The organism is Brooklawnia sp. (assembly GCF_032229645.1).
GTDB lineage: Bacteria > Actinomycetota > Actinomycetes > Propionibacteriales > Propionibacteriaceae > Brooklawnia.
The window spans coordinates 1-7,963 of record NZ_JAVTWX010000084.1 but is presented as its reverse complement, the minus strand read 5'-3'; the positions used below and the strand labels follow the sequence as shown (position 1 = coordinate 7,963).

Annotated in this window: 4 protein-coding genes, 1 tRNA gene and 1 pseudogene; 1 reads left to right on the top strand and 5 read right to left on the bottom strand. The window is 63.9% G+C overall.

Annotated features, from left to right (window positions below; translation table 11 throughout):
- Window positions 1-147: 147 nt before the first annotated feature.
- The 5 genes from AAFP05_RS05995 to AAFP05_RS05975 form a co-directional block, all read right to left on the bottom strand.
- Window positions 148-399, bottom strand: a complete 252-nt coding sequence (locus tag AAFP05_RS05995; protein WP_341728942.1) for a WhiB family transcriptional regulator — start codon at window positions 397-399, stop codon at window positions 148-150.
- Window positions 400-532: 133 nt separating this feature from the next.
- A complete protein-coding gene (locus tag AAFP05_RS05990) occupies window positions 533-4,267 on the bottom strand; it encodes a multifunctional oxoglutarate decarboxylase/oxoglutarate dehydrogenase thiamine pyrophosphate-binding subunit/dihydrolipoyllysine-residue succinyltransferase subunit (protein ID WP_341728941.1) in 3,735 nt (1,244 codons plus the stop codon).
- Between the two features lie 105 nt (window positions 4,268-4,372).
- Window positions 4,373-5,707, bottom strand: coding sequence for a hypothetical protein (locus tag AAFP05_RS05985; protein WP_341728940.1), 1,335 nt, complete (start codon window positions 5,705-5,707; stop codon window positions 4,373-4,375).
- Complete coding sequence (locus AAFP05_RS05980; RefSeq protein ID WP_341728939.1) at window positions 5,704-7,068, bottom strand: glycosyltransferase 87 family protein; 1,365 nt, start codon at window positions 7,066-7,068, stop codon at window positions 5,704-5,706. The genes AAFP05_RS05985 and AAFP05_RS05980 overlap by 4 nt, the downstream gene beginning before the upstream one ends.
- A gap of 48 nt (window positions 7,069-7,116) precedes the next feature.
- Window positions 7,117-7,191, bottom strand: a tRNA-Arg gene (locus AAFP05_RS05975).
- A gap of 151 nt (window positions 7,192-7,342) precedes the next feature.
- On the opposite strand from AAFP05_RS05975, the pseudogene AAFP05_RS05970 reads away from it, so the two are divergent.
- A pseudogene (locus AAFP05_RS05970) lies at window positions 7,343-7,963 on the top strand (diaminopimelate decarboxylase); the annotation flags it as partial.

Genomic DNA, 7,963 nt, shown 5'->3' with positions numbered 1-7,963 from the left:
CGGTAGCTGCTGTGGGGGATCCGGACGGATCGGTAGCCGCTGCTGTTTTCGGTAGCTGCCGTGGGGCGGTCCGGATGAGTCAACCGGGCAGCGCAGCAAATGGACTGGCCCCTGATGGACCAGTCCGTAACGCGGGAAACCCGCCGGTCAACTGTTGCGCAGGCGAGCACGGGAAGCACGGCGCTTCATGGCGCGGCGTTCGTCTTCCGACATGCCACCCCAGACCCCGTGATCCTGACCGGCCTCCAGCGCCCAGCGCAGGCACTCCTCGCGAGCTTCGCAGCGTCGGCAAACCATCTTCGCCTCCTCGACCTGAGCCAAGGCTGGCCCGGTGTTGCCGATGGGGAAGAAAAGCTCCGGATCTTCAGTCAGACAAGCTGCGCGATGGCGCCAGTCCATGTGTTGGGACTCCTATTCGATCTATGGTGTAAACCGTCAGCCAGTCAACCTTGCCATGAACAGGCTGGCCGCGGTAGGGGGTAGAGCGGTTTTTCCTCGATTTGTTGCCCCTTGCAAGATGATCGCGGACCGATCAATCGTCGCCCAACGCTGCGGACAGCAGCTTCTCCTCCTCTGACTTGTGCACAGCGGACGACCCGGTCGACGCAGCAGCAGCCATCGGACGAGCGAACGGTCGCATCGCGAATGTGTGTCCGAGTTCCTCGCTCATCGCCGGTACGAAGTGCAACTCCAAGAACTCCCACGGTCCCTGGTTGGAGGGCTCGTCCTGTACCCAGCGGATGTCGTCGACGTGCGGGTAGCGGGCTAGCTCGGCGGCCAGCTGGGTGGTGACCAGTGGGAAGAGTCGCTCCATGGTGATGATCGCGACCTTCGCATTCAGGCCCATCTTCTCGCGCTGCTGAACCAGATCCCAGCGGATCTTGCCCGAGCAGATCAGGATGCGCTCGACAGCCGCAGGATCGGTGATCGTCGGGTCGGACAACACGGGACGCCAAGAGCCGCTGGTGAACTCGTCGGGCGCAGAGACCGCGAGCTTGTTACGCAGCATCGATTTCGGTGTTGCGACGATCAAGGGGCGATGCCAGTTGACCTGCGCATGCTGACGCAACAGATGGAAGTAGCTGGCCGGCGTCGTCGGCTGACACACGGCCATATTGTCACCTGCACACATCTGCAGGAAACGCTCGATGCGCGCGCTCGAATGGTCGGGGCCGGCTCCCTCATAGCCGTGCGGGAGAAGGAGCACGACGCCCGATTTCTGCTTCCATTTGGCGAAGCCGGACGCAATGAACTCGTCCAAGATGATCTGACCGCCGTTGGAGAAGTCACCGTACTGGGCCTCCCAACAGACCAGTGCTTCCGGAGCGGCCACTGAGTAGCCGTACTCGAAGCCGATGGACGCATACTCGCTGAGCAGCGAATCGTAGATCTCGAACGGCGCCTGATCGGCCGACAGATGCTTCAGCGGCACCCATGCCTCATTCGTCAAACGATCCACGATCGCGCCGAATCGCTGACTGAAGGTGCCGCGTCGGGTGTCCTGCCCGACCAGACGTACCGGGTAGCCCTGCATCAGCAGCGTGCCGAAACCCAGCAGTTCGCCTGTCGCCCAATCGATCGGGCCGTCTTTGATCGCCTTGACGCGACGCGCCAGCTGGGGAGCGAGCTTGGGATGTACATGGAAGCCGTCGGGCAGATTGCTGTAGACCGAGGCGACCGCAGCGATCTGCTCTTCAGTGGCGGCGGTACCGATCTTCATGCTCCGCTTGACCGGGTAGCTCGGTGTCAGGCGGTAGTCGTTGTCCTCCGGGGGCACTTCGGGGTCGCGGACCATGCTGAAGACCTCTTCGAGGCGGTCGCGGAACTTGTTCACGGCCTGCTCGGCGTCCGCCATTGAGATGTCGCCACGGCCGATCAGTTGCTCGGTGTACAGCTTGCGCACCGGACGCTTCTTCTCGATCAGGTTGTAGGTGAGTGGCTGGGTGAAGCTGGGCTCGTCGCCCTCGTTGTGGCCGCGGCGGCGATAGCAGAGCATGTCGATGACGACATCCTTGCCGAATCGCTGCCGGTACTCGAAGGCGAGCTGGGCAGATAGCGCGCAGGAATCCGGATCATCGCCGTTGACATGGATGATCGGTGCCTGGATGGCTTTGGCGACATCGGTGCAATAGACCGAACTGCGGCTGTCCGCGGGGCCGGTGGTGAAGCCGACCTGGTTGTTGACCACCAGATGGATCGTGCCGCCGTTGCGGTAGGGGCGCAGTTGGCTCATCTGCAGCGTCTCGTAGACCACACCTTGGCCGGCGAAGGACGCATCGCCGTGAGCCAGTACGGGTAGCACGGGATGGGCACTTTGTTGCAGACCTTGATCGGTCAGCGTGAGCCGGTCGTTCTTGGCACGCGCGATGCCTTCCAGTACCGGATCGACCGCCTCCAGATGGGAGGGGTTGGCGGCGACCGATGTGCGCACGGTACGTCCGCTGGACGAGGTGTACTCGCCATCGGCGCCAAGGTGATACTTCACGTCGCCGCTGATGACTTCCTCGTCGGTGGCACGGTTGTCGAACTCGCGGAAGATCTGTGAATAGGCCTTGCCGACGATGTTGGTCAGCACGTTCAGCCGGCCGCGGTGCGGCATGCCGATGCAGACCTCGGCGATCTCCTCGTCGGCCGCGCGTTCGCAGATCTCGGCGAGGATGACGATCGCTGATTCGGCACCCTCGAGACTGAATCTGGTCTGGCCGACATACTTGGTCTGCAGGAAGGTCTCGAAGATCTCGGCCTCGCTGAGTTGGTCGAGAATGCGAAGATGCTCGGTGCGCGGACGAGGCTGATGCGGGGCCTCCAGGCGTTGCTGGAACCAGCGGCGCTGCTCGGGATCGTGAATGTGCATGTATTCGATGCCCATCGTATGGGCGTACGAGTCGCGCAGGGTGTCGAGGATCTGGCGCAGCGTGAGGAATCCCAGCTGCTCGCCGGCGAACCGGCCGACCGGGAACTCCCGGTCGAGATCCCACAGCGTCAGGCCATGCGTCTCGAGTTCGAGCTCTGGATGGCTGCGCATCGTGAATTCGAGCGGATCCACATCGGCCTGCAGATGCCCGAAGATGCGGTACGAGTTGACCAGCGAGACGACGCGCGCCTGCTTGCTGAGGTGATAGTTCCGGTTGATCGGAATATCGGCGGCCCACTTGACCGGGGGATAGGGGATGCGCAGCGCCTCGAAGATCTCCTCATAGAAGCCGTCGGCACCCAGCAGCAGGCGATGCATCTCGCGCAGGAATTCGCCGCTCTGAGCACCCTGAATGACCCGATGATCGTAGGTGGAAGTCAAGGTGGTGACCTTGCTGACCGCCATCTGCGTCAGGTTGACCTGACTGGTGCCCTCGAAGTCAGCGGCATATCCGATCGAGCCGACGCCCAGAATGAGGCCCTGGCCGGGCATCAACCGGGGCACCGACATGTTCGTGCCGATGCCGCCGGGGTTGGTCAGCGAAACCGTGGTGCCCGCGAAGTCGTCGACGACCAGCTTGTTCTCGCGCGCCTTGTGCACCAGTGTCTCGTAGGCGGCGTAGAACTGCGCGAAGTTCAGGTCCTCGCAAGCGCGGATATTGGGTACCAAGAGCTGTCGCTGATCGCCTTTGACGACATCGATGGCCACACCGAGATTGATGTCGCCGTGCTCGACCAGTACCGGCTTGCCATCCTGCTCGTCATAGGAGCAGTTCATGGCAGGCACGGCTTTGATGGCCTGCACCATCGCGAAACCGATGAGGTGGGTGAAGCTGACCTTGCCACCACGGCTGCGGCGCAGGAAGTTGTTGATGGTGGCGCGGTTCTCAACGACCAGCTTCATCGGTACGGTACGCACCGATGTGGCGGTCGGCATTGAGCGCGAGGCGTCCATATTGCGCGCGGTGCGCATCGGTGCGCCCCTCATCACCGTTCGGCGTGGCCCATCGCCGGACAGCTGGGGGCGAAGGAACGGATTCGGCACCTCCGGCCCGAGTCCGCTGGCCGTGCCGGGCTGATTGGGCGACTCGGTGCGCTCATCCCTGGCCTCGACCTTGGCCACCGGGCTACCGGCTGCTGGTCCGGCGGCTTCAGAAGCGGCCGGGATCACGGACGGTGCAGCCCGGCCGACGGGTGCCGTCTGAACTGGGGAGGCTTGCGGCTCGGTGGCTTCAGGGTGCTTCGCGAAGAACTGGACCCATTTGGGATCCACGGACGAGGGATCGTTGTGGTAGCGCTCGCGCATCTCTTCGATGAGCCAGTCGTTGGCGCCGAAATCGTCAAAGTCGGACATCTATGCTGCGGCCGTGTGCCGCTTCGCCCCTTCCAGTGATTGGCGTTGCGCGACCCGCTGGCACCCTCAGAGATTTGGTGTGCCGAGTTGATTGCAGAATCAACTCTAGTGCGATGACACCAGTTGCGGGTCGTCTCGTCCGATCCGCCACGCCGAACGGATGGCCATGGTCACCGCGGCCGCGCAGAGCCCGATCACCAGGAGATTGCGGACGGCCAGCCGTACTGTGTCACCTTGGTCTGCCACCTGCTGATCGATGAGGCCCGCGTAGTTCAGCGGGAAGATCAGATGGGTGAGGACGGCGCAGATCAGACCGAGAATCGCCAGCCAGCGCGCGTCTATCCGGTCACGGCGGGCCAGCGGCAACGCGACCAGGATGGTCAGTGGGGCCCCGAGCCAGATCATGTACTGCGGGCTGAAGGTCTTGTTTGCGACGATCGTCATGCTGATCAGCGCGACTTGGGCAAGGACGATAGCGTGCGTGCGGGCGACCATCCGGGCCGGATCATTTGCATTGCTGAGCTTGTGTCCGGGCAGTCCCGCTCCGCCGAATCCGATCAGCCAGCCCAGCACGAGGGCCAACAGCACGCTACCGCCCAGCAGCCAATCGGCAGCGGCCAGCCAACTCTGCACCCCGGGCCCGAAGATCTCCCACGCGTTGTACTGCGAGAGTTCGGTGAAGTACTCACCGGGCCGGCCGAAGGCGTGGCGGATCATCGGGATCGTCGCAACGATGGACTCGATCTGCAATCCGCGGTCGGACTGCCAGGTCACCGGCGATATCGATCGCGTCCAGCCGAAGACGGCCAGTGATCCCAGCCCGAGCACGCCGCCGACGATGGCAAAGCCCAGCCCCCGCCGTTTGCCCAGACGATCGGTGCCGAGCATCGGAGCGATCAACATCGCTGGCCACAGCTTGGTCGCAGCACCCAGCGCGACGGCCGCGCCGGAAGCGAACGGGCGGCTGCTGACGAAGGCCAGGCCGGCGAGCACGGCGATCGCGGGCAGCAGGTCGATTCGGAACCAGATCAGCGAACCGATGCAGAAGGTGTAGGCAGACCAGTAGACCGCCGCTTGCCTGCTGTACGAGCGCCATAGCCAGATGGTCGCTGCGCCGTCCAGGACGGCCATCAAGAGCACGAATGAGATGACGTAGGCATCTTCGGAGCGTCCGACACTGAGGTGGATGCCGTCGAGCAGGACGGCGATCGGAGTGGGATACTCCACCAGCGCACCGTCCAACCCGTTGCCCTCCAGTTGCCAGTAGTAGTAGCGCACGTCGTGGTCGATGAAGGTCTCTTCGAGGCTCCACAGCAGTGCTATCAACGCGCGGCTGAGCAACCAGAATGCGAAGGCGACGAAGCCGTTCGTCAGCACCCAACCGATCGATGGACGGCTTCGGTTGACTGACGGCGGGTAGCGGTTGCCGGGGCTGCTCATGGGCGCCTTTCCCTGGCGATCGGCCAGACGAAACTCTTCACCAACCGCAGAACATAGCCCAGAAGTGCCGTGATCAGCAGGTTCCGCATCGCCAGGACGATAGTCACAGGCAATCGCCAGTAACGGGTGATAAAGGAGTCCCGCACCAGCGGGTCGTAGCCGATCGGAAAGACGATGCCGGTCAGGATCGTGGTCGTCAAGATGGCGATACAGATCAACCACAGCCTGCGCCGGTCCAGCGCGTAGTCGCGGGCATCAGGATGCTGGCGTCCCAGCAGCGCGATCGCTGCGGCCATCGGGCCACCGAGCCAGATCATGTACTGGGGGCTGAAGGTCTTGTTGGTCACGATCATGGTCAAGATGACCAGCATCATCAACAGGGCTGCCTGGGAGGTGGTTCCGTGGCCGTGCCGCCACCAGAGCACGAAGACCGCGACCAAGATCGCCATCCCGGCCGCAGTCGCGATTGACGCGAGCGCCGACCAGAACCCGATGCCGGTGCCATAGATCTCGAAGGCCTGGAAGCGGGAGATCGTCACTGCATAGTCGCCCAGGCCGACCGCGCGCAGCACCATCGGCACGGTCGCCCAGACCGATTCCACCTGGAGTCCGCGTCCCGATTGCCAGCTGAGTGGCGAGACCAGCCTGTTCCATCCGGCCCACAGCAGCGAGGCGAGGGCGAGCAGCCCACCACAGATCCAGAACCCCAGACTCGTGCGGATGCGCTGCCGCCGGCTGCCGCCGAGCAGCGCCGGCCACAGCAGCGCGGGCCACAGCTTGATCGCGGCGCCCACGCCTGCCAGCGCGCCGCTGGTCGTCCAGCGGCGGCGGAGCAGTAGGAGCAGACTCCACCCGGCCAGCACCGAGGTCACCAGATCGAAGCGCAAATAGACGGTCGGGCCGATGAAGACGACGAACAGCGTCCAGAAGGTCACCGCGTGAGCCCGCAGACGCCCGCCCCAGGCCCATAGAGAGAGCGTGAAGGCCACGTCCAATGCCACCATGAGTAGCACGAACGCCACGACATAGCCGGTCTGGGTACCAAATCCGAGCAGCCAAGGCACGGTCAGCAACCACAGCACCGGCGTGGGGTACTCGGTCATCGTGTCGGCCGGGCCGGCGGTGAACATGAAAGAGATGTGTTCGTAGTAGTAGACGACGTCGCCTTGAGTCTCGGGGTTGATCAATCCCCAGGTCAGCAGCACAGCGAGGCGGCCGATAGCCCAGATCAGCAATTGCATGCGTCCCGACCGCAGATTCCACCGATCAAAGAGATGAGAGATGAACCGCTCGGGAGCAACCAGGATCTCAGACAGATGCCAGCGTTGCGAGGCTTGCGGCGCATCGGGTGAGGTGGCCATCAGATGTCCTCCGGTCAGCCGGCGCGTCGCGGCAATTGGATGGGGAGGTGGCGCCCCCGCGAGGATTCGAACCTCGGCTCCCGCCTCCGGAGGGCGGTGCTCTATCCCCTGAGCTACGGGGGCAAGTCTGCTGGCTTGCTGGGCAGGGTTCAGGTTAGCACTGGCCGGTCCCCGGCGGAAACCCTCGGCCGGAATCGAGCGGAGGCCTCGTCCGATTCCCGGACGCGCCGGACGGCTTGGCGCGAGTTGGCTGGTTCTGGGAGAATGGGGCATCGTGACCCATATGCACGTCGCTGGTGCTATCCATGCCGATGTTTCGACTCCTGGCCCGCAGTGGCTGGAGCGTCCGAGCGACCCCAATAGACTCGACGCCGCACTGTGGAGTTCGTCCACCGCACGAGATGACGACGGTGCGATCAGTACTGCCGGGCTGAAGGTCACCGACGCCGTCGCGCAATTCGGCACCCCCCTCTATCTGATGGACGAGCAGGACTTCCGGCAGCGCGCCCGGGCATTCCGCGATGCCTTCGAGGGCTGGACCGTCTACTACGCGGGCAAGGCCTTCCTCACCCGCACCGTCGCCCGCTGGGTGGACGAGGAGGGCCTCGCGCTCGATGTCTGCTCCGGCGGTGAGCTGGCGACCGCACTGCAGGCAGGCATGGACCCTGCCCGGATCGGCATGCACGGCAACAACAAGAGCGTGACTGAGTTGGCGACTGCCCTGGAGGCCGGGGTAGGACGCATCATCATCGACTCGCTGGATGAGTTGGACCGAATCATCGAGCTCTGCGAGGCGAACGACTGGCACGCCTCGGTGATGGTGCGTGTCACTCCGGGCGTCGAGGCGCACACGCACGAGTACATCGCGACCGCCCACGAGGATCAGAAGTTCGGC

Excerpts from the sequence above, each read along its gene's own strand:
- AAFP05_RS05995 (WP_341728942.1), bottom strand. The coding sequence starts at position 399 with ATGGACTGGCGCCATCGCGCAGCTTGTCTGACTGAAGATCCGGAGCTT.
- AAFP05_RS05990 (WP_341728941.1), bottom strand. The coding sequence starts at position 4,267 with ATGTCCGACTTTGACGATTTCGGCGCCAACGACTGGCTCATCGAAGAG.
- AAFP05_RS05985 (WP_341728940.1), bottom strand. The coding sequence starts at position 5,707 with ATGAGCAGCCCCGGCAACCGCTACCCGCCGTCAGTCAACCGAAGCCGT.
- AAFP05_RS05980 (WP_341728939.1), bottom strand. The coding sequence starts at position 7,068 with ATGGCCACCTCACCCGATGCGCCGCAAGCCTCGCAACGCTGGCATCTG.